At 60.4% G+C, this 20,446-nt stretch carries 16 protein-coding genes; 6 read left to right on the forward strand and 10 right to left on the reverse strand.

Annotated features, from left to right (window positions below; translation table 11 throughout):
- Positions 1-187 (forward strand): hypothetical protein (locus AC1DIH_RS25950; protein ID WP_477773801.1); only part of this gene is annotated, 187 nt, incomplete at its 5' end.
- On the opposite strand, the gene cysS is transcribed toward AC1DIH_RS25950, so the two are convergent.
- Both cysS and AC1DIH_RS25960 read right to left on the reverse strand, forming a co-directional pair.
- On the reverse strand, positions 184-1,566 hold the full coding sequence (gene cysS, locus AC1DIH_RS25955) for a cysteine--tRNA ligase (protein ID WP_477773802.1): 1,383 nt from the start codon (positions 1,564-1,566) through the stop codon (positions 184-186). The two genes, AC1DIH_RS25950 and cysS, sit on opposite strands and share 4 nt — an antisense overlap.
- A gap of 20 nt (positions 1,567-1,586) precedes the next feature.
- A complete protein-coding gene (locus tag AC1DIH_RS25960; RefSeq protein ID WP_477773803.1) occupies positions 1,587-3,284 on the reverse strand; it encodes a glutamine--tRNA ligase/YqeY domain fusion protein in 1,698 nt (565 codons plus the stop codon).
- A 262-nt stretch (positions 3,285-3,546) separates the two neighbouring features.
- On the opposite strand from AC1DIH_RS25960, the gene AC1DIH_RS25965 reads away from it, so the two are divergent.
- Complete coding sequence (locus AC1DIH_RS25965) at positions 3,547-4,050, forward strand: peptidylprolyl isomerase (protein WP_477773804.1); 504 nt, start codon at positions 3,547-3,549, stop codon at positions 4,048-4,050.
- The gene (locus tag AC1DIH_RS25970) at positions 4,047-4,799 is read left to right on the forward strand and encodes a UDP-2,3-diacylglucosamine diphosphatase (RefSeq protein WP_477773805.1); all 753 of its coding nucleotides are present in this window, start codon (positions 4,047-4,049) and stop codon (positions 4,797-4,799) included. The genes AC1DIH_RS25965 and AC1DIH_RS25970 overlap by 4 nt, the downstream gene beginning before the upstream one ends.
- Before the next feature lie 124 nt (positions 4,800-4,923).
- On the opposite strand, the gene AC1DIH_RS25975 is transcribed toward AC1DIH_RS25970, so the two are convergent.
- The 7 genes from AC1DIH_RS25975 to AC1DIH_RS26005 form a co-directional block, all read right to left on the reverse strand.
- Entirely contained in the window at positions 4,924-6,453 is a 1,530-nt protein-coding gene (locus tag AC1DIH_RS25975) for a DHA2 family efflux MFS transporter permease subunit (RefSeq protein WP_477766041.1), read from the reverse strand.
- Between the two features lie 64 nt (positions 6,454-6,517).
- Positions 6,518-7,720, reverse strand: coding sequence for an EmrA/EmrK family multidrug efflux transporter periplasmic adaptor subunit (locus AC1DIH_RS25980; RefSeq protein ID WP_477773806.1), 1,203 nt, complete (start codon positions 7,718-7,720; stop codon positions 6,518-6,520).
- Between the two features lie 15 nt (positions 7,721-7,735).
- Positions 7,736-9,211 carry an efflux transporter outer membrane subunit gene (locus AC1DIH_RS25985; protein WP_477773807.1) on the reverse strand — a complete coding sequence of 492 codons (1,476 nt, stop codon included), beginning with the start codon at positions 9,209-9,211 and terminating at the stop codon, positions 7,736-7,738.
- Complete coding sequence (locus tag AC1DIH_RS25990) at positions 9,208-9,681, reverse strand: MarR family winged helix-turn-helix transcriptional regulator (protein ID WP_427527361.1); 474 nt, start codon at positions 9,679-9,681, stop codon at positions 9,208-9,210. The genes AC1DIH_RS25985 and AC1DIH_RS25990 overlap by 4 nt, the downstream gene beginning before the upstream one ends.
- A 245-nt stretch (positions 9,682-9,926) precedes the next feature.
- Entirely contained in the window at positions 9,927-13,598 is a 3,672-nt protein-coding gene (locus AC1DIH_RS25995) for a translocation/assembly module TamB domain-containing protein (protein ID WP_477773808.1), read from the reverse strand.
- Positions 13,595-15,322, reverse strand: a complete 1,728-nt coding sequence (locus tag AC1DIH_RS26000; protein ID WP_477773809.1) for an autotransporter assembly complex protein TamA — start codon at positions 15,320-15,322, stop codon at positions 13,595-13,597. The genes AC1DIH_RS25995 and AC1DIH_RS26000 overlap by 4 nt, the downstream gene beginning before the upstream one ends.
- Before the next feature lie 65 nt (positions 15,323-15,387).
- The gene (locus AC1DIH_RS26005; protein ID WP_477773810.1) at positions 15,388-16,038 is read right to left on the reverse strand and encodes a GNAT family N-acetyltransferase; all 651 of its coding nucleotides are present in this window, start codon (positions 16,036-16,038) and stop codon (positions 15,388-15,390) included.
- A gap of 175 nt (positions 16,039-16,213) precedes the next feature.
- Between AC1DIH_RS26005 and xthA the strand changes: the two genes are divergently transcribed.
- Together xthA and AC1DIH_RS26015 are read left to right on the forward strand one after the other, a co-directional pair.
- A complete protein-coding gene (gene xthA, locus AC1DIH_RS26010; protein ID WP_427527368.1) occupies positions 16,214-17,026 on the forward strand; it encodes an exodeoxyribonuclease III in 813 nt (270 codons plus the stop codon).
- Between the two features lie 191 nt (positions 17,027-17,217).
- Positions 17,218-18,555: a substrate-binding domain-containing protein gene (locus AC1DIH_RS26015; protein ID WP_477773811.1), complete on the forward strand. Its 1,338-nt coding sequence runs from the start codon at positions 17,218-17,220 to the stop codon at positions 18,553-18,555.
- A 9-nt stretch (positions 18,556-18,564) separates the two neighbouring features.
- On the opposite strand, the gene cobF is transcribed toward AC1DIH_RS26015, so the two are convergent.
- Positions 18,565-19,332, reverse strand: coding sequence for a precorrin-6A synthase (deacetylating) (gene cobF, locus AC1DIH_RS26020; protein ID WP_477773812.1), 768 nt, complete (start codon positions 19,330-19,332; stop codon positions 18,565-18,567).
- 259 nt (positions 19,333-19,591) lie between these two features.
- Between cobF and AC1DIH_RS26025 the strand changes: the two genes are divergently transcribed.
- A complete protein-coding gene (locus tag AC1DIH_RS26025) occupies positions 19,592-20,446 on the forward strand; it encodes a MurR/RpiR family transcriptional regulator (RefSeq protein WP_477773813.1) in 855 nt (284 codons plus the stop codon).

Raw genomic sequence — 20,446 nt, forward strand, 5'->3', positions numbered from 1 at the left:
GGCCATGCAGGTGGAAGCTATGTTTGCCAATGTCGATACCGAGAAGCGTCATCGTGTTCATGAGAGATCCTCCGCCGAAAACGAGAAAAGCCCTGCAAGCGTAAACCTGCAGGGCTTCTCGGTCAGGCTGACCATCTCATTAAACCCGCACAAGGCGGGTTTTGTTTTTAGCTCAAGCAGGCTTTAGTCAGCCAGGCGCCACGTCGTGCCGCCCTTGCCGTCTTCCAGCACCACGCCCATGGCGGTGAGCTGGTCGCGGATGCGGTCCGACTCGGCCCAGTCCTTGTTGGCACGGGCGGTCAGGCGCGCCTGAATCAGCGCCTCGACTTCTGTTGCATCGACCCGGCCTTCAGCGCCGGCTTGCAGGAAGTCATCGGCTTCGAGCTGCAACACGCCGAGCACGCTGGCCAGTTCTTTCAGGCGCGCCGCCAGACCTGCCGCTGCATTCAGATCGCTCTCACGCAGACGGTTGATCTCACGCACCATCTCGAACAGCACCGCGCAGGCTTCCGGCGTGCCGAAGTCGTCGTTCATCACCTGGGTGAAACGTTCGACAAAGGCTTCGCCACCGGCGGCCGGGACCGTCGGCAGACCTTTCAACGCGTGGTAGAAACGCTCCAGAGCGCCCTTGGCGTCCTTGAGGTTGTCTTCCGAGTAGTTGATCGCGCTGCGATAGTGGCTCGATACCAGCAGGTAACGCACGACTTCCGGGTGGTACTTGTCGAGCACGTCGCGAATGGTGAAGAAGTTGTTCAAGGACTTGGACATCTTCTCGCCATTGATGCGAATCATCCCGCAATGCATCCACGCGTTGGCGTAGGTCTTGCCGGTGGCCGCTTCGCTCTGGGCGATTTCGTTTTCGTGGTGCGGGAACTCAAGGTCGCTGCCGCCGCCATGAATATCGAAAGTCTCACCGAGGCAGCAGGTCGACATCACCGAGCACTCGATGTGCCAGCCCGGACGCCCGGCGCCCCATGGCGATTCCCAGCTCGGCTCACCCGGTTTGGCGGCTTTCCACAAGACGAAGTCCAGCGGGTCCTGTTTCGACTCGTCGACTTCGATGCGGGCGCCGATGCGCAGGTCTTCGATTTTCTTGCGCGACAGCTTACCGTAGCCCATGAACTTGGCGACGCGGTAGTACACGTCGCCGTTACCCGGCGCGTAGGCGTAGCCCTTGTCGATCAGGGTCTGGATCATCGCGTGCATGCCGGCAATGTGGCCGGTGGCGCGCGGTTCCATGTCCGGCTTGAGGATGTTCAAGCGCGACTCGTCTTCGTGCATTGCCGCGATCATGCGCTCGGTCAACGCTTCGAACGACTCGCCGTTTTCACGGGCGCGGTTGATGATCTTGTCATCGATGTCGGTGATGTTGCGCACGTAGGTCAGGTCGTAACCGCTGAACCGCAACCAGCGGGTCACCAGGTCGAACGCGACCATGCTGCGGCCGTGGCCCAGGTGGCAGTAGTCGTACACGGTCATCCCGCAGACGTACATGCGCACCTTGTTGCCATCCAGCGGCTTGAAGACTTCTTTGCTCTTGGTGAGCGTGTTGTAGATCGTAAGCACGACTATTCCTTAAGACTTGATCACTGGCCCCACGAATCACGCAGGGTCACGGTACGGTTGAATACCGGAGCGCCCGGTTTCGAGTCCTTGATATCCGCGACGAAGTAACCTTCGCGCTCGAACTGGAAACGGTCTTCCGGCTGTGCGTTGCCCAACGAGGGTTCAGCACGACAACCGGTGAGGACTTGCAGTGAGTCAGGGTTGATGTTGTCCAGGAAACTGGCGCTGTCTTCGGCCTTCTCCGGGTTCGGAGAACGGAACAGACGATCGTACAGACGCACTTCGCACTCGACGCTGGCCGCGGCCGGCACCCAGTGGATCACGCCTTTGACCTTGCGGCCTTCAGGGTTCTTGCCCAGGGTGTCCGGGTCATACGAGCAACGCAGTTCGACGATGTTGCCATCGGCGTCCTTGATCGCTTCGTCGGCACGGATCACGTAGCTGCCGCGCAGGCGCACTTCACCGGCTGGCTCCAGGCGCTTGTAGCCCTTCGGCGGCTCTTCCATGAAATCTTCACGGTCGATGTAGATCTCACGGGCGAATGGCAGAACACGCACGCCCATGTCTTCTTTCGGGTGGCACGCCAGTTCGAGGTTTTCGACCTGACCTTCCGGGTAGTTGGTGATCACGACTTTCAGCGGACGCAGTACGCACATGGCGCGCGGGGCGCTGTGGTCAAGGTCGTCACGGATGCTGAATTCGAGCATGCCGAAGTCCACCACGCCGTCGGAACGGTTGGTGCCGATCATTTCGCAGAAGTTGCGGATCGATTTCGGCGTGTAGCCACGACGACGGAAACCCGACAGCGTGGACATGCGCGGATCGTCCCAGCCATTGACGTGCTTTTCATCGACCAGTTGCTTGAGCTTGCGCTTGCTGGTGATGGTGTAGTTCAGGTTCAGACGGCTGAACTCGTACTGACGCGGGTGCGCCGGGACTGGCAGGTTGTCGAGGAACCAGTCGTACAGCGGACGATGGCTTTCGAACTCAAGGGTGCAGATCGAATGAGTGATGCCTTCGATGGCGTCCGACTGACCGTGAGTGAAGTCGTAGTTCGGGTAAATGCACCACTTGTCACCGGTCTGGTGGTGATGGGCATGACGGATGCGGTACATGATCGGGTCGCGCAGGTTCATGTTCGGCGAGGCCATGTCGATCTTGGCCCGCAGCACGCGTGCGCCGTCCTTGAACTCGCCGGCCTTCATGCGGGCGAACAGGTCGAGGTTTTCCTCAACCGAGCGGTCGCGGAACGGGCTGTTCTTGCCCGGCTCGGTCAGGCTGCCGCGGTATTCCTTGGCTTGTTCAGGGGTCAGGTCGTCGACGTAGGCCTTGCCCGCCTTGATCAGCTCGACCGCCCACTGGTGCAACTGGTCAAAATATTGCGAGGCATAGCGCACTTCACCGGACCACTCAAAGCCCAGCCACTTGACGTCGCTTTCGATGGCGTCGATGTATTCCTGGTCTTCCTTGGCCGGGTTGGTGTCGTCGAAACGCAGGTGCGTCACGCCACCGAACTCCTGGGCCAGGCCGAAGTTCACACAGATCGACTTGGCGTGACCGATGTGCAGGTAGCCGTTGGGCTCAGGCGGAAAACGGGTGACGATCTGCGTGTGCTTGCCCGAGTCCAGGTCTGCCTGGATGATCGGCCGCAGGAAGTTGACCGGCACGGCAGGGCCAGTCTTGGAATTCGAGGTAGGGTCGACAGTGGGCTTGCTCATAGGATCCTTGAACGTACAAGTGCGTGGCCTTCATGGAGGCCTGACAAAACAAAGCCGCTATCATAGCCGATGCGGTCAAGCGCCTGACAGAGCAGGCCCTAAAACAGGTGCGTTTAATGCACCTGATTTGAAAAACAGCCTCGAAATTCGCGGCCATCGCGCTAAACTGCGCACCTTGGTGATTTTTCGCCAGACAGGTATGGGCTCGCACGCATCACGCAGCGCCCCGAAAGCCACGAATTCCTTGAATAGAGTAGTAATCATGACTCAAGTCAAACTGACCACCAACCACGGCGACATCGTCCTGGAACTGAACGCCGAGAAAGCCCCGATCACCGTGGCCAACTTCATCGAGTATGTTAAGGTCGGCCACTACGAAAACACCATTTTCCACCGTGTTATCGGCAACTTCATGATCCAGGGTGGCGGTTTCGAGCCAGGCATGAAGGAAAAGAAAGACAAGCGCCCAAGCATCCAGAACGAAGCTGACAACGGTCTTTCCAACGACAAGTACACCGTTGCCATGGCTCGCACCATGGAGCCGCATTCGGCTTCCGCGCAGTTCTTCATCAACGTCGCCGACAACAGCTTCCTCAACCACAGCGGCAAGAACGTTCAGGGTTGGGGTTATGCCGTGTTCGGTAAAGTGACCGCCGGTACTGACGTTGTCGACAAGATCAAAGGTGTTTCGACCACCATGAAGTCCGGCCACCAGGACGTACCAGCAGACGACGTGATCATCGAGAAAGCCGAGATCATTGAGTGATATTGCTGATTTCAGATTTACATCTGGAAGAGGAACGCCCGGACATTACCCGGGCGTTTCTGGATTTGCTCGCCACCCGCGCCCGTTCGGCGCAAGCGTTGTACATTCTCGGCGACTTTTTCGAGGTGTGGATTGGCGACGACGCCATGAGCCCCTTCCAACGCTCCATCTGCCAGGCCATGCGCGAACTTAGCGACAGCGGCACGGCGATATTCCTGATGCACGGCAATCGCGACTTCCTGCTCGGCAAGGCCTTCTGCAAAGCAGCCAGCTGCACCTTGCTCAAGGATCCGAGTGTCGTGCAACTTGCAGGTGAGCCGGTGCTGTTGATGCACGGCGACAGCCTGTGTACCCGCGACGAAAGCTACATGAAACTGCGCCGTTATCTGCGCAACCCCATCAGCTTGTTCATCCTGCGCCATCTGCCGCTGCGCACCCGCCGCAAACTGGCGCGCAAGCTGCGCAGCGAAAGCCGCGCGCAAACCCGGATGAAAGCCAACGACATCGTCGATGTGACCCCCGAGGAAATCCCGCGGATCATGCAGCAGTACGGGGTGAAAACCCTGATTCACGGCCACACCCACCGCCCCGCCATCCACAAATTGCAGATTGGCGAGCAAGCGGCCAAGCGCATTGTGCTGGGGGACTGGGATCGCCAGGGGTGGGCGTTGCAGGTGGATGAGCAGGGGTTTCAGCTGGCGGCGTTTGACTTCGCACCGCCGCCACAACTGGCAGCTCCCGGCAACTAACGGTCAAACACAAACCCAATGTGGGAGCGAGCCTGCTCGCGATGGCGGGTTCAAACTCAACATCTTTGTTGACTGATCCACCGCTTTCGCGAGCAGGCTCGCTCCCACAGGGAATGTGTTTGACTCAATGTCCGCTCGCCTCCGGCCCCGCCTTCGCCGCAAACGGCGGCTTGGCCAGCCACACCAGCAGAATCAAGCCCATAAAGCCCCAGCCCAGCAGCGTGAAGTAATCCACGGTGGAGAGCATGTACGCCTGGCTGGTCAGCAGGTGATCGAGCTGCGCATACGCCGGATTGCCCGCCCCGCCCAGCGTATTCAGCGTGTCCCGGGTTGCCGAATCGAACGTGCTGAGGCTTTCACTCAGGTAAGCGTGATGCTGATCGGCGCGACGGATCCAGATCCAGGTGGTCAGCGATGCCGCAAAACTACCGCCCAGGGTCCGCAGGAATGTCGCCAGCCCCGCGCCGTCGGCGATCTGATGCGGTGGCAGGTCCGACATCAGAATGCTCAGGGTCGGCATGAAGAACAGCGCCACACCAATCCCCATGAACAGTTGCACCAGTGCCACGTGCTGGACGTCCACTTCATTGTTGAAGCCGGCGCGCATGAAGCAGCTCAGGCCAATCGCCAGGAACGCCAGCCCGGCCAGCAGCCGCAGGTCGAACCGGTGCGCGTACTTGCCGACAAAGGGCGACATCAGCACTGGCAGAATCCCGATCGGCGCCACCGCCAAGCCGGCCCAGGTCGCGGTGTAGCCCATCTGGGTTTGCAGCCACTGCGGCAGAATCAGGTTGATGCCAAAGAACCCGGCGTAACCCAGGACCAACACGATGGTGCCGATGCGGAAGTTGCGATAGGCAAACAGCCGCAGATTCACCACCGGGTGCTTGTCGGTCATCTCCCAGATCACGAACACGGCCAGCGCAATCGCCGAAATAGCCGCACCGATAATGATGAAGTTCGACTCGAACCAGTCCAGGTCATTACCTTTGTCGAGGATGATCTGCAGCGCGCCGACGCCAATGATCAAGGTCAACAGGCCGATGTAGTCCATCGGCTGGCGACTGATCACCACCGGACGTTCCTTGAGCTGCTGCTTGACCACCATCACCGCGAACACGCCAATCGGCACGTTGATGAAGAAAATCCACGGCCAGCTATAACTGTCGGTAATCCAGCCACCGAGTATGGGGCCGGCAATCGGCGCCACCACCGTGACCATCGCCAGCAATGCCAAAGCCATCCCCCGTCTCGCTGGCGGATAAACCGCAATCAGCAGCGTCTGGGTCATCGGGTACAACGGCCCTGCCACCAACCCTTGCACCACCCGGAAGCCGACCAGCTCGGGCATCGAGGTCGAGATACCGCAGAGGAACGATGCCAACACGAACAGGATGGTCGCCCACAGAAACAGTTTCACTTCGCCAAAACGCCGGCTCAGCCAACCGGTCAGCGGCAGCGCAATGGCGTTGCTCACGGCGAACGAGGTGATGACCCAGGTGCCCTGCTCCGAACTCACGCCCAGGTTGCCGGAAATAGTCGGCAAGGCCACGTTGGCAATGGTGGTGTCGAGCACCTGCATGAAGGTCGCCAACGACAGGCCAATGGTGCTGAGCACCAGGCTGGGCGGCTTGAAAGACGCGTTAGTACTCATCGCGAATCCTTTGAAACGAGGCAGTCACTGCGACCGTTACGGCCGCAGCTGAGGGATTGGCGAATCAGCGTTGAGCGGTTTTGGCCGCCAGTGAGCTGTTGTCGTGGATCAAGCGAGTGATCATCGCGTCGGCCTCGGCCAACTGACGGTCGTAGATGTTGGTGCTGAACGAAGCCTTTTGTGGCGATTGCTGCGCCAGCACTGGACCGCTCTGGTCATGCAGGTTGACGTTGACCATCGTCGACAGGCCAACACGCAACGGATGGGCGGCCAGTTGCTCGGCGTTGATGTGAATCCGCACCGGCACCCGCTGAACGATCTTGATCCAGTTACCGGTGGCGTTTTGCGCCGGCAGCAAGGCAAACGCGCTACCGGTCCCGGCGCCCAGGCTGTCGATGGTGCCGTTGTATTTCACTTCGCTGCCATAGAGGTCGGCTTCGATGTCCACCGGCTGACCGATGCGCATGTCACGCAACTGGGTTTCCTTGAAGTTGGCGTCGATCCACAGTTGATTCAGCGGGATCACCGCCATCAGCGCAGTCCCCGGCTGAACCCGTTGGCCCAGCTGTACGGTGCGCTTGGCCACATAACCGGTGACCGGCGCGATCAGTGTGCTGCGGGCGTTGGCCAGGTAAGCCTGACGCACTTGCGCAGCAGCGGCCTGGACGTCCGGGTGGGACGAAACCACCGTGTCATCGACCAGCGCGCTGGTAGTGGCGAGTTGCTGCTGCGCGTTGGCCAGGGCGTTTTGCGCCGAGGTCAGGTCATCCCGTGCGTGGGACAGTTCTTCCTGGGAAATCGCCCCGCCCGCCGCCAGATTCTTCCGGCGATTGAAGTTGTCCTGAGCCTTCTGCACTTCAGCTTTCTGGGCGTTGACCTGGGCTTTCATGCCATCAACATTGCTGTACAGGCCGCGCACCTGGCGCACGGTGCGGGCCAGATTGGCTTGTGCACTTTGCAGGCCGACTTGCGCGTCGTTCGGGTCGAAGTTGACCAGCACCTGGCCTTCGTGGACCAGATCGCCATCGTCTGCGCCGATGCTGACAACCGTGCCGGTGACCAGCGGCGTGATTTCCACCACGTTGCCGTTGACGTAGGCATCGTCGGTGCTTTCGCTCCAGCGTCCGTAGAGTTCGTGCCAGCCCCAGACACCGAGACAGCCAACAATCACCAGGACCGTCAGCACCAGCAGCATGAATTTGCGTTTGCCTGGATTGCCCGCGTCTTGGGCGCTTTCAGGCGTTGGGTTGTTTTCGATAGTGGCCATGACAAGTACCTTGAATTATTGATTCAGCGTGGCAGGCGCTGGGGATGGGCTGGCCGCGGCCAGGGTGTCGGCTTGAAATCCGCCGCCCAGTGCCTGCATCAGTTGAATCGACAGATCGATCTGCTCGGCATTCAGGTTCGCCAGCTGGCGCTGGGCCTGGAGCAATTGCTGCTCGATGCTGAGCACGTCCAGGTAGTTACCGATGCCGGAACCGTAACGCTGGACCACCGTGTTGTATGAATCCTGGGCGATATCGGTGGCGTGTTGCTGCGCACCGATCTGCCGGCCGATGTCACGCAACTGGGAAATCGTGTCGCTGACATCGCCCAAGGCTTTCACCAGCGTCTTGTTGTACTGCGCAACGGCGAGGTCGTAGTCGGCGTCGCGTGCATCGAGGTTGGCGCGCAAGCGACCGCCATCGAAGATCGGCAACGACACGGTCGGCATAATGTTGAAGAAGCGACTCGCCGAACCGAACAGAGCGTCACCCAACAACGATTCGGTGCCGGCGGCTGCGCTCAGGTTGAGGTTCGGGTAGAACTTTGTCTTGCCCGCGTCGATGCTTTTGCTCGCCGCCTCGACCCGCCAGCGTGCGGCGATCAGGTCCGGGCGACGACCGAGCAACTCGGCCGGCAGTGTCGACGGCAACGCCACGGCGCTGGCCTGAAGGATTTTCGGCCGGGCAATCTCGTTACCGCGATCCGGACCTTTGCCGAGCAACACAGCCAGGGCGATTTTCGCGCTCTGCAGGGTCTTTTCGGCGTCGATCAACGTCGCTTCGGAGCTGGCTTCCAGGCTTTCGGTTTGCTGGTACTGGTATTGGCTGTCGATGCCGGAGCTCAGCCGGCGCTTGCTCAGATCAAGCATTTGCCGGGTGCGCTTGAGGTCGTCGTTAGCCAGGTCATAAACGATATGGGCCTGCCCAAGGTTGCTGTAGGCGCGGGCGACGTCGGCCGACAAGGTCAGTTGCGCGGCTTGCTGATCGACTTCAGCCGCGCGAGCCTGGCCCAGCGCCGCTTCCCAGTTCGCACGCTGACCGCCCCAAAGGTCGAAGGTGTAATTGAAGCTGGCACCGATACTGCGCACCGTGGCGTAGTTGCCCCCCGCTCCGGTCGGGTCCTTGTCACGCGCCAGGCGTGAGCGGCTGACGCTGGCGCTGGCATCGAGGGTCGGCATCCGCGCGGCATCGGCGGCATAAGCGGCGGCGCTGGCCTGGTGGGCACGGGCGTCGGCGATCTGCATGTCCGGGCTGTCGTGCAGGGCTTCGCGGATCAGGCCGTCGAGCTGCGGGTCGCCAAGGCTTTTCCACCAGTCGCTTTTTGGCCAGGCCGCGGGCGACAGGGTGACGCCGTTGAGGGACTGCCCGGCCTTGAGGTTTTTCGCATCGAGGCTCACGCCTTGGGTGTTCAGGCCGCTGTAGCTGGCACACCCGGCCAGGCTCATGGCCAACAGCACCAGGCTGACGCGAGTACGCAAGGTTTTACTGCTCATTTGTCACCTACCCGCAGCAAGGTGATCGAGTCACCGGCCGCCAGCAAAATTTTCTTCAGGATCTGCTCCAGGGTTTTCAACTCTTCTGGCGTGATGGCGCCTGCCAGTTCGTTCATCGCCTCGGCACCGATATGCGGCAGGCGGTCAGCCAGCTTCTGGCCTTCCTCGGTCAGCACCAGTTGCACCTGACGGCGGTCGCCTTCGCTGCGTTGGCGGGAAAGAAAACCCTTCTGTTCCAGACGATCGAGCATGCGGGTCATCGATCCGCTGTCCAGCGACAGGTGCCGGCACAGCTCGGCCGGTGTATCGACACCGAACTGGGCCATGATGATCAGCACCTTGAACTGCGCGGCGGTGATGCCATGGGGTTCCATGTGCGTATCGATGATCCGGTCCTTGAGCAGCGCGGCGCGCCCGAGCAAGAGACCGAGATGGCAATTGTGAAAATCGTCTGGTTTGAAATGCTTCATCTGACCACCCGTTAGCTGCCTAGGCAGCGAATGTATGTCGAGATATTACTGCCTAGGCAGCGAATGTCAACGTAATAGTTAGGTAGCTTTGTAATTAGCTGATAAATGGCGAGGAGAGGCGCTTCGGATCGACGACCATGGCGCGGCCATCGCGAGCAGGCTCGCTCCCACAGGTTCAGCGTGATCCCTGTGGGAGCGAGCCTGCTCGCGATTGGAGCGACTCGGTGTATTTGGAAGAACGGGGTTTAGAAATCCCGCTTGTAGAAGATATCCAGCGAACTGGCGATGCCGCTGGCGGCTTCCAGGTAGACCATTTTGCTCAGCTTGTAGCGCAAGGCGATGGTGTTGGCCGGCTCGAATACGCCGACGCCGTAACGCAAACTGAGTTTCTCGGAGAGGTTGCCGCTGGCCACCACGCTGGTGGTGGTGCCGCTGCCCTGGGTGTCGAGCTGGAAGTCCTGGATGCCCAGATCCTTGGCCAGACTGCCGGTCAGATCGGAACTGCCCATCAAGCCCAGTCCCAGCGCGGCTTGAGCGAGCATGTTGTTGTCTTCGCCGTTGCTGGTCAGCGGACGCCCGAGCACCAGATAGGACAATGCCTGTTCCTGGCTCATCGCCGGTTCCGAGAAGATCTGCGTGGTCGGCTGCTCGGCGCTGCCGCTCAGGCGAATACCGGCGATCACGTCGTCGGTCTGGCGCACCGCTTCGATGTCCAGATACGGCTGATCGATGGGCCCGGCAAACAACAGCCGCGCACGCCGTACCGTCAGGCGCTGGCCGTACGCACGATAACGGCCATCGTTGAGCCAGAGCTCGCCGCGGGTGTCCATGTTGTCACCGATGTGCACATGACCTTGCAGGTTCGCTGTCAGGCCGAACCCGGCAAAGCTGAGCTTGTCCTCACCCACCACCACATCGATGTCCATTGCCATGGCCATCGGCGGTTTGCCCGCTTCGGTCTGGTGACCGACGATCACCGTGTCATCGGAGACCTTGACCGTCGACGGCGGCAACTCACGCACGGTGATTTCGCCCTTGGGCACCTGCACCTTGCCGACAACCGCCAGTTTGTCGTTGTTGATCGAGATTTTCAGGTCCGGCGCCACTTCCAGCGCGGCGTACGGCTCGACCGTGACCGGCAGTTGCGTGCCTTTGAGGTTTAGATCCACCACCAACGCCTGGCCCCAGGCAACATGCCCGCTCAAGCTGCCCTGCCCGGCCTTGCCGCTTTTCCAGCCGCCGTTGAGCTGCACGCTCTCGCCGGCAATCTGCGCCTGAAGCTGCAACGCCTCGAAACGCGTCGGCAGCTGTGGGCCAGAGATTTCACCGTCGCTGAGGGTCAGGTTGCCATTGACCTGAGGCGCCAGCAGCCCGCCCGACAAACTGCCACTGCCATTCAAGCGCCCGGTGAGTTTCTCGACCATCGGCACAAACGGTCGCGCCACCGACAGGTCCAGACCGCTCAGACGAAACGAGCCGCTCAAGGGCTTGTTCTTGGGCAGCGGATTGATCTGCGCCTGCACCATCAGTTCGCCCAGCTTGCCACCGACAAAGTCGAGCTGCGTGTCGATGCGTTTCGGGTTCAGGGTGCTGGTCAGTTTCAGCGTCTGGTAAGGGAAATCCAGCCACTGGTCCTTTTCCTTCATCCGCAGCGTGCCGCCGCTGGCATCAACCATGATCTGGCCTTTCGGGCCGCTGGCCGGCAGGTCGAGTTGCACATCGGCATTGAGCTTGCCGTGCCAGGCGAAGTCTTTCGGCAGCCATTGCGCGAGGCTGTCGATCGGGAACTGCTTGAGGTGGTAACGCAGCTTCGGCTCGGGCATCAGGCGCTGATCTTCGCCGCACAGGCTGGCCTGCCCGGACATCCAGCAATGGGCGCCGAAGGTCAGTTTGCCGTCGGCCAGACGTTCGATTTTTGCCGGGTTTTGCAGCTTCCAGTCCTGGCCGCCGGCCTGAATGTCGCCACTGGCCAAACGGCCGCGCCAATTGCCTTTATCCAGATTGCCGTCGAGGCCCAGTGCCAGTTTCAGTTGCGGACCCAGCAGGTCCAGTTGCAGCTTCTGGTTTTTGATATCGCCCTGGCCGTTGGCGGTCAGCGTGCCCAGTTGGGTGTCGCCGGCCTGAATGCCGCTACCCTTGAGGTCGATCTTCGCCCGTTGCGCGCTGTCGAGACTGGCGTCGAGGTTCAGGCTTTGCAGGCGATTGTCGTCGAACGCCAATTGCACGCCTTGCAGGCTGACTTTGCCTTGCGGTGCCTGGAGGTTGCCGGCGACGTCGACCCGACCGTTGAGCTGACCGCGCAACTGCGGCCAGAGCTGGCCGAGACGTGGTGCCTTGATGTCGATCTGGCCGGCGAGTTTCTGTTGCAGGCTGCCGCTGCCATCGATGCGGTTGTCACCCAGACGAATGTGCAGCGCGCTGAGGTTCCAGCGCTCACCCGCGCCATCGGCCTTGGCTTGCAAGACGGCCGGCTGACCGCGCAGCTTGCCCTTGAGGTCGAGGTCAGCGTTGAGGCTCAGGTGTTGATCTTTCATTTCACCCTTGCTGCGCAACGGACCGGCCAGGGTTCCCGGCAGCTCCGCCAGCCAGTACGCCGGGTTGATCGCCGACAGGTCCAGCGCCGTGTCCCAGGCAATGCCGTCGGCGAACTGCAGGTTCAAATGCCCTTCGGCCTTACCCTGCCCGGCCGCCAGTTTGAGTTCCGGCAGGAAGATTTTCGTCAGGTCGCCGCTGAACGGACTGCTCAGGCTGAACGCCCCGGCCGGACCATCCAGCGCTGCCTTGAAGTTGCCCAGGTAGTTGCCGTCGCGGTAGGACACTTCACCATTGAAGCTGCGCAGCGCCACCTGGGGTTCGGCGATCAGCGGGTACAGCCGATGCCACGGGAAGTCCAGCCAATCGATTTTCGCCTCGGCACTGAAGCCCTCGGACCAATCGAGCTGGCCGCTCAGCTTGAGGTTTTGCGTGTCGTTGGCGCTCAGGTCAAGCCCGGCGATCTGCGCGCCTTTGGCATCGACCTTGCCTTGCAGCAGCAACGCGACCGGGCCCTGCTCGGCCGGCAATGTCGCTTTGCCGAGCAACTGGTACCCGTTTTTCAGGTCACCGTTGCCGGTCAGTTCCAGCTGATTGAGCTGCAAGGTGTCCGGCAAATCCGCACTGGCCTTGAAGCCATCGGCGGTAATCCGCACCTTGGCCGGCAGGTTTTCCATCAGTGGTTGCAACTCGCCCGTCAGTTGACCTTGCAGGTAACCGCTGCTATCGGCGCGCAGGTTCAGGGTTTTCAGCAAATCGCCGTCGACTTTCAGCGCCAGTGCCCAGGGGGCTTTACCCGGTGCCGGCAAGGTCAGTTTGCCTTCGGCGCTGAGCGGCCAGTTGCCGGTCGGTTGCAGCAGCCCGGACAAATCCAGGCTGAGGTCGTCGTGTTGCAGGTGTACGGAGTCGATCTGCAAGCCCTTGGCCGTCCAGTGCGCGGCCAGTTGCAGGTCTTTGAGCTGCTCGCTGCCGTTGAGCAACAGGCTGCCGATCTGCACCTCGCCCAACTGGATCGCCACCGGCAATTTCAACTCGGGCAGGCTGATCGGTCCGCTGCTGGCTTCGCTGCTCGGGGCAAATTGCAGAATGACTTGGTCAGCTTTCAATTGCTCGATGCACAGGGTCATGCGCAACAGGCACAGTGGCGACCAGGCAAACACCGGCTTGTTCAGCTCGACCCGACTGCCCGTCTGCTGCCAGAGCAGATGATCGGCACTCCATTGGCCGCCCAGGCGACCCTGGAAATTCTCCACGCTCAAACCCGGCACCTGGCCCAGCGTCCAACGGCTGCCCGCTTGTGTACCGAGCAAGGCGCCGATGCTCAGCAACAGCAACGCCACCAGCGAGAGCATTGCCAGCAGCGCTATTTTCAAACCACGCTTCACAGCTCAGGCCCCATGGAAAAGTGCAAACGAATACCACCGGGATCATCCAGTGCATGGGCCAGATCGAGGCGGATCGGCCCGACCGGCGAAACCCAGCGCACGCCAACGCCGACCCCGGTCTTGAGGCTCGGCAGGTCCAGCGTGTTAAACGAGTTGCCCTGATCGACAAAGGTTGCGATCCGCCATTTTTCGGCGATGGAATATTGATACTCGACGCTGCCAGCCACCATGTAGCGCCCACCCACGCGCTCGCCGGCGGAGTTTTCCGGGGACAAACTCTGATAGTCGTAACCGCGCACGCTCTGATCGCCACCGGCAAAGAAGCGCAATGACGGCGGAATGGTTCGATAGCCATTGGTGGCACTGCCACCGAGCTGTGCGCGAGCGAGGAACCGATGGTTGTCCCACACCGTGGTGATGCCTTTGACCAATGCAGTGCCATACACCACGTTGTTGTCCGAACCCACCCCTTGCTTGGCCACCTTGCTCTCGAACTGCAAGCGGTAACCGTTGTGCGGGTCGATGCGGTTGTCACTGCGCAGATAGGAATAACTGATGCCGGGCATCAGCAAGGTACTCAGGCCCGAATCGTCGCCCAGGCGGTATTCCTCACGCTGCCATTTCAACGAAATCACCCGCTGCCAGCCGCTGGGCAATTTGCTGTGCCATTCAGGGCCCACGGTCAGCAATTTGCTCAGGCTGTCGGTGTTGGCCAGTTCTTCATTTTGATAACCACCGGCAAAGCGCAGTTTGTCGGTAAGTGGCGGGTCCAGTGGCACGTCGTACCAGAGGCCGACGTTCTGCCGCGGCGCCGAGACCTCCGCTTCCCAGCCATAACTGTGGCCTTCGGCATTGACCCAGTGCCGGGTCCAGTTGGCCTTGGCCCGCGGCCCGACGTCAGTCGAAAAGCCCAGCCCCAGGCCCATGGTCCGCGGTTTGCGCGTGTCGAGTTTGACCGCCACCGGAATCACGTCGTTGGCCGCAGCAGTCGGCGCCGCATCCACCCGCACCGCGTCGAAGTAGCCGCTCGTTTGCAACGCCTGATTGAGTTCAGCGATCAGTTCGGAGTCATACGGCGCCCCGCTCTTGAACGGCACCATGCGTTGCAGCAGGTCTTCGTCGAACGGCGTATCGCCAGTAAAACTGACCTTGCCCAAGGCATAACGCGGGCCACTGTCGTAAATCAGCTCGATGTCGGCGACACCGGCCCGAGGGTCAACCAACAGTTTCTGGCTGGTAAAGCGCCCACTGAAAAAGCCGAAACGCGAAGCCTGATTCTGGATCAGCCGCTTGGCGTCTTCGTAATGGCCGTGATTAAGCACAGCACCGGATTTGAGCAGGTCGCTCTTGGGTACACGAAAGGATTTGAGGCTGGCGGCCGGGCCGTCGACACGAATGGTCACGTTGCGCAAATGCACCGGTTCGCCGGGGTCGATGTTCAACACCAACGTTGGCGACTTACCGTTTTTGACTTCGCTTTCTATATGGGGCTGGTAATAACCCAAGGCCTGGGCAGCCTTGCGGGCTTGCTCTTCGGCGCCACGCCGAAAGCGCAACAAGGCTTCCTCGTCGCGATCGCCAAGGCCGCCGATATAGCCCTCTATATTGGCCTTCAGTTCATCGTTGGACGGTTTGATCCTGACGTCCAATTCACTTTGCGCCAGGGCCGCTACGCTGCTGAACAGCACGAGCAAACCGCTGGTAAATCTTCCTGGAAACTTCATAAGCGGGGATGCTATCACGAGCGTAGGGGCGTGATAGAGCGAACAATCTGAACAAAACTTCGACCTTAACCTGTTGCGCTATGTAACACCTGCGGATTGGCATGGAAAAAAACGTGCTCGAGAACAGGCCCTACAGCAACTTCGCCAATTTCTTCATAACCCTGACGCTTATAGAACTCCAGATAACGCGGATTCCCAGTGTCGAGTACTACACCTTGGGAATGCTCGTCGACGGCGCACCAGTTATGCACGGCTGCGAGCAACTGCTCGCCGAAGTGCCGGCCTTGAAACTCCGGATGAATCCCCAGCAACGGCAAGACATGTACTGAGTCCGATGGCAGGCAGGCCGCCACCGCCGCGTGATACTCCAGATAACGCCGGGTGCAACGCAACCCGGCGCTCAGCACCATCCGCAGGCGCCAGGCCCAGCTTTCGGTAATGCCCAGACGACGTTGCGGCGGCGCGATCAGTGCAATGCCGATCAGCCGGTCATTGAGCAGCAGACCGATCGCCGGCAATTCCTGCACAAAATGCTGTTCGACCAGTTCCCGTATCGTGGCCCGCACCCGGTGTTCATAGCCAGGGCGTTCGGCCTCGAACAGGTACTTGAAGACCGGCTCATGTCGATAGGCGTGGTACAGCAAGGAGCGAGCTTCGTGCGAATAGCCACTGTCGAGCGGATGAACGTCAGCGATGGCAGTTGAGGTTTCAGGCATGACGGTCTATCTCCCCTGAGCGGGGCTAAAATGGCCCCGTTCTTATAAGTACGAACCCGGTGCAACGGTGATCGTTCCCACACTAAAGGACATTAGCAGTGCATCTGCCCTACTGCCACGCTGGCTCCCTTCCTACATGTCAGCTAGCATCGCACTTTTGCCAGGACTGCCGACCATGAAGATCGTCTCGTTCAACATCAATGGCCTGCGCGCCCGCCCCCATCAACTGGCGGCACTGATCGAGAAGCACCAGCCGGACGTCATCGGCTTGCAGGAAACCAAGGTCGATGACGTCCAGTTCCCGCTCGCCGAGCTTGAGGCGCTGGGTTATCACGTGAGCTTCCACGGCCAGAAAGGTCATTACGGCGTCGCCCTTATGTCGCGCCAGGCACCGCTCGCGTTGCACAAAGGCTTTGCCAGCGATGAAGAAGACGCCCAGCGCCGCTTCATCTGGGGCACGTTCGCCGATGCCAACGGCGTACCGGTGACGATCATGAACGGCTATTTCCCACAGGGTGAAAGCCGCGACCACCCGACCAAGTTCCCGGCCAAGGAGCGCTTCTACAACGACTTGCAGACGCTGCTCGAAACCCAGTTCAGCAATGACCAGCCGCTGGTGGTGATGGGTGATGTGAACATTTCCCCGGAAGACTGCGACATCGGCATCGGCCCGGACAACATGAAGCGCTGGCTGAAAACCGGCAAATGCAGCTTCTTGCCGGAAGAGCGCGAGTGGATGGCCCGTTTGAAGAACTGGGGCCTGGTGGACAGCTTCCGCCACCTGAACCCGGACGTGACAGATCGCTTCAGCTGGTTCGACTACCGCAGCCGCGGCTTTGAAGACGAGCCCAAGCGCGGCCTGCGCATCGACTTGATCCTCGCCTCCCAAGGGCTGTTGCCACGGATCAAGGCCGCCGGTGTCGACTACGAACTGCGCGGCATGGAAAAACCTTCGGACCATGCGCCGATCTGGCTTGAGTTGAGCTGATTTCCAGAGATCAACACAGACAAATGTGGGAGCGAGCCTGCTCGCGATAGCAATCTGTCAGTCACCTTTAATGTGACAGACATAGCCTCATCGCGAGCAGGCTCACTCCTACATTGAATACCGTCATATTTCGGCAACCTCTCTGTCTTATTCTCCCGACACTTCCTGTGACCTTGAAAGGTGTCGGCTCGATGCTGCGCGTCCTGTTACCGCTGCTGCTCTGCGGTTTGCTTCCACTCTCTGCCACCGCCGCTGAGCTGCCGATACCCGAGCGCGGCCCTGCCCTGCGCATTCAAGGCTCCAACACCATCGGTGCGGCCCTGGGTCCGGCGCTGGTCAAAGGGTTGTTACTGGAGCAAGGGCTGCTGAAGGTTCATAGCGAAGTCTCGGACAGAGACAACGAACAGCAGATTGTCGGCCAGACGGCCCAAGGTCGACGGGTGGTCGTGGACATCGCCGCCCACGGCTCCAGCACCGGGTTCGCCGCACTGAAAAACGCCAGTGCCGACCTGGCGGCGTCTTCGCGTCCGATCAAGGACAGCGAACTGGTCGACCTCGAAACCCTCGGCGACCTGAAAAGCCCGAACGCCGAGCAAGTCATCGCCATCGATGGCCTGGCAATCATCCTGCATCCGCAAAACCCGCTGACCCAACTGAACACCGAACAACTGGCGCGGATTTTCAGCGGTGAAGTGAAAACCTGGGAAGAACTCGGCGGCACCGGTGGCCCGGTAAACCTTTACGCCCGGGATGACCATTCGGGCACCTATGACACCTTCAAGGAACTGGTGCTGAGCCATCGCGCAAAAGCGCTGGCCGGTTCGGCAAAACGCTTCGAATCCAGCGAGCAGCTGTCCGATGCGGTCAGCCAGGACCCGCAAGGCATTGGCTTCATCGGCTTGCCTTACGTGCGTCAGGCCAAGGCCGTGGCGATTGTCGATGGCGACTCGCAACCCATGTTGCCGCTCAACAGCCTGATCGCCACCGAGGACTATCCACTGTCGCGCCGGTTGTATTTCTATTTGCCGCCTGATGGCCAGAACCCCTGGGCCGACGCGTTGGTGAAATTCACACAGAGCAGCCAGGGTCAGGCGATTGTTGCCGCCAATGGTTTTATCGCGCAGACCGTGCAAGCCATGAACGTTGCACCGAGCCCGCAGATGCCTGACGGCTACCGGGCAATCATCGAACACGCAAAACGACTCAGCGTGAATTTTCGCTTCGAAGAAGGCAGCGCCAGCCTGGACAACAAGGCCCGGCAGGACCTGTCGCGGGTGCTCGACTATTTAAAGCAGCACGACAAGCTGAACAAACAGGTGACACTGGTTGGCTTCGGCGACGCCAAGACCGACTCGCAGCGGGCCGCCCTGCTATCGAGGCTGCGTTCCATGGCGGTGCGCCGCGAGCTGGTGAAAAGTGGTGTGGTGTTTCGCGAGATTCGTGGCTTCGGAGCCGAAATGCCGGTGGCGGCCAACAGCGCCGATGAAGGACGGATCAAGAATCGCCGGGTGGAAGTCTGGGTTTACTGAAATCCGCGCTCACTCTGGCGATTCAGGCTTGCGCAATAAATAGGTGTCCATGATCCAGCCGTTGGCCAACCGCGCGGCTTTCCTGACCCGCGTTATCTCTTGCGCAACGTCTTTGAGCTTGCCGGAAATGAGAATTTCATCTGGCGTACCAAGGTAGGCGCCCCAGTAAATCTGCTGCTCCTGATCGGCCACCTGCCGGTAGGAATCTTCTGCATCGAGCATCACCACCAGGCTGTCAGCCTCGCTGACCTGGCCCGCAGCCAGTCGGCGGCCGGTGGTGATTTCAACCGAGCGCCCAATGCGGTTCAACGGCACCTTGTGCCGCGCCGCCAGGGCCTGGACGCTGCTGATGCCGGGAATCACCTCGACGTCGAAGGTACAACGACCGGACTCGAGGATCGCCTGCAAGATCCGCAGGGTGCTGTCGTACAACGCCGGATCGCCCCACACCAGAAACGCCGCACACTCGTCGTCCGTCATCTCTTCATTGATCAAGCGCTCGAAGATCTGTTGCTTGTCGCGGTTCAGATCGACAACGCTGGCGTTGTAGTCCACATCGCCACGCACCCGCTCGGGGCTGTGGGCCTCGACGAAGCGATAAGCCGGATCGGTGATATAGCGCTCGCAGATTTCCCGCCGCAGGTCGATCAGCTTGTCCTTGCTCTGCCCCTTGTCCATCAGAAAGAACACATCGACCCGGTTCAACGCATTGACCGCCTGCATCGTGATGTATTCGGGATTGCCGGCACCGATGCCAATGACCAGTAGCTGCTTCATGGATGGCTTCACCTCACTGTGCGTCATCGTGTCTAACGGCTTATCCGTAGAAAAGCGCGCCAATTTCCTACACGAACTAATGCACTAGCGTACAACATCAGGCGAAACCTACGCAGGCCTTGTCGGACAAGACTTTCGCCCCACTTTAGTGCTTTTCAGGCACATGAAAAAATTCACTAGACATGTAGCATAAATTACATAAATACTGATTTAACGGATTATGAAATAAAAGCGACACCCCCCTCTAGCAGGAGCTCGGATGCCCCCACTCAGAGACCGGATCACCGATCCCGGCCTGGACCTCACACCGTCGGAACGCAAAGTCATACGTGCATTGCTGGACCAGTACCCGCGTAACGGGCTGGGCCCGATGTCGCGCCTGGCCGAGCATGCCGGCGTCAGCGATCCGACCATCGTGCGCCTGGTGAAAAAGCTCGGCTTCGGTGGTTATGCCGATTTCCAGGACGCGCTCCTCAGCGACATGGATCACCGGCTGCGCTCGCCCAGCGCGCTGTTGCAACCGCGTTCGCACCTCAAGCAAGACGATGCCTGGACCCATTATCTGGCGGACAGTCACCGCGCCCTGCTCGAAACCCAGGCCCTGACCCAACCCGAAGATGTGCGCATTCTGGTGGAGTGGCTGCTGGACACACGGCATCAGGTGCATTGCTTCGGCGGACGCTTCAGCAGCTTCCTCGCCCACTACCTGCTCAATCATCTACGCCTGTTGCGTGCAGGCTGCTTTGCCCTGGAAGACAACGCACAACTGCCGGATCGGCTGTTCGATGTGCAACGCCAGGACGTGGTGCTGCTGTTCGACTATCGACGCTATCAATCCCAGGCACTGCGCGTTGCCAGCGCGGCCAAGAACCGGCATGCGCGTGTCGTGTTGTTCACCGACATCTACGCCTCGCCGCTGCGCGAGATGGCGGATGTGGTGATTACCGCACCCGTGGACTCGGCGTCGGCCTTCGACACCCTGGTGCCGGCACTGGCCCAGGTCGAAGCCTTGATTGCCTGCCTGACGCCGCGTTGCCCCGATCTTGCCGAGCGACTGGAAGGCATCGACGCACTACGAAGCGAATTCACCACTCACCTGCTGGAGGAAAAATAA

It is taken from the genome of Pseudomonas sp. 05N36, assembly GCF_056397385.1.